The sequence below is a fragment of the Rhizobacter sp. P3_B12 genome (genome assembly GCF_056402895.1).
In genome coordinates this window covers 1-1,895 of record NZ_JBFUGN010001104.1, presented here as the reverse complement: position 1 = coordinate 1,895, position 1,895 = coordinate 1, and the positions used below count along the sequence as shown (strand labels likewise).

The window sequence follows — 1,895 nt, the reverse complement described above, 5'->3', positions numbered from 1 at the left end:
CCGGTCGGCCCCGCCACCGGCCCCGGCAGCGAGGCCGGCCACGACAGCGCCGCCCCGCCCGGTGCCCCCGGCGAACCGAAACTGAACCTCAACCTGCCGAGCCTGCGCAGCCGCGGCAGCAGCCTCGGCGGCCCGTCACCCGGCGTGTTGCCGCTGTTGCCGCCGCCGCCCGAGCGCAAGGCGAAGATCACCGAGGAGCTCGACAAGGCCGGCCGCACCGACTGCCGCACCGCTTACGGCGCCATGGGGCTGCTGGCGGCCGTGCCGCTGGCGGTGGATGCGGTGAAGGGCAGCGGGTGCAAGTGGTAGGGGCGCTCGTTGTTCGCCACCAGGCTTCGACAGGCTCAGCCCGAACGGAGGTGCCGGCTCAACGCGCCGGCGGCGCCGCATGCGCCTTGCGCAGGCTCTCCATCCACGCCGTCCAGTCGACCGGCCCGGCGGCGTGGCGCTTCTGCAGGTTCTCCAGCACGCGGCCCCACGCCCGGTCGAAGTAGGCATAGGTCTTGTCCCATTCGCCGCCGTCGCCCCAACCGACGTGGTGCAGCGTCACGCGGGTGCTGTTGTCATCGACCGGCGCGAAACGCACGACGACGAAGGTGCGCTGCCGGCGCGCCTCGGGCAGCGAGGGCGGCGCGTTCCAGTCGAAGCTGATCATCTTCATCGGCTGCAGCGCCATGAAGTGCATGTCGTCGGCGCCCTTCAGGCCGGGCTCGGCCAGTGGATCCATGTGGATGTGGAACGCCCCGCCGACACGCGCGTCGACCTCGGCCTCGGGCGCGAAGAAGCCCTCGATGCCCGCCTTCGTGGTCCAGCTCTGCCACACCGCGGCCACCGGCGCGGCCACCACCGCCTCCTTGTCGATCGCCCGCTCGAGCGCGGCGGCGCGGTCGGCCAGCGCGGCGAGCAGCAGCGCGCACGAGACCCCGAGGGCGATGAATCGCATGGCGTTCCCCATCGAATTGGCGGCGCCAGACACTACCATCGCGGGCATGTCCGCTCAAGCGCCTCCCCCAGCGCCCACCTCCCCCGGCCCGCTCGCCGGCCTGAAGGTGCTCGAACTCGGCCAGCTGATCGCCGGCCCGTTCGCCGCCAAGACCCTGGCCGACTTCGGCGCCGACGTGATCAAGGTCGAGCCGCCCGGCAGCGGCGACCCGCTGCGCCAGTGGCGCCTGATGCACGAGGGCACCAGCGTCTGGTGGGAGGTGCAGTCGCGCAACAAGCGCAGCCTGGCGCTCGACCTGAAGCAGCCCGAGGCGCGCGACATCGTGCGCCGGCTCGCCGCCGAGTGCGACGTGCTGGTCGAGAACTTCAAGCCCGGCGTGATGGAGGCCTGGGAGCTCGGCTACGAAGCCCTGTCGGCCGCCAACCCGGGCCTCGTGATGCTGCGCATCAGCGGCTACGGCCAGACCGGGCCCTACAAGGACCGGCCGGGCTTCGGCGTCGTCGCCGAGGCGATGGGCGGCCTGCGCCACCTGACGGCCGAGCCGGGCCGCGTGCCGGTGCGCGTGGGCGTCAGCATCGGCGACACGCTCGCCTCGCTGCACGGCGTGATCGGCATCCTGATGGCCTTGCAGCACCGGCACGCGACGGTGTCGGCCGAGGCGCCGAAGGGGCGCGGGCAGGTCATCGACGTGGCCCTCTACGAAGCCGTCTTCAACTGCATGGAAAGCCTGTTGCCGGAGTACAGCGCCTTCGGCACCGTGCGAGAGCCCGCTGGCTCGGCGCTGCCCGGCATCGCGCCGAGCAATGCCTACGCCTGCCATGACGGCTGGGTGCTGGTGGCCGGCAACGGCGACAGCATCTTCAAGCGCCTGATGGCGGCGATCGGCCGCGACGACCTCGGCGCCGACCCGGCGCTGGCCGGCAACGCCGGGCGCGTCGCGCGGGTCGCCGAG

The 1,895-nt window shown here is 72.8% G+C and carries 2 protein-coding genes and 1 pseudogene; 2 read left to right on the top strand and 1 reads right to left on the bottom strand.

Annotated elements, in window-relative coordinates:
- Nucleotides 1-309, top strand: a pseudogene (locus AC1D01_RS32615) (hypothetical protein); the annotation flags it as partial.
- 58 nt (nt 310-367) lie between these two features.
- Here the strand turns inward: AC1D01_RS32615 and AC1D01_RS32610 are convergent.
- A complete protein-coding gene (locus AC1D01_RS32610; RefSeq protein ID WP_477873641.1) occupies nt 368-943 on the bottom strand; it encodes an SRPBCC family protein in 576 nt (191 codons plus the stop codon).
- Between the two features lie 46 nt (nt 944-989).
- On the opposite strand from AC1D01_RS32610, the gene AC1D01_RS32605 reads away from it, so the two are divergent.
- On the top strand, nt 990-1,895 hold a 906-nt coding region (locus AC1D01_RS32605), incomplete at its 3' end, for a CaiB/BaiF CoA transferase family protein (protein WP_477873640.1).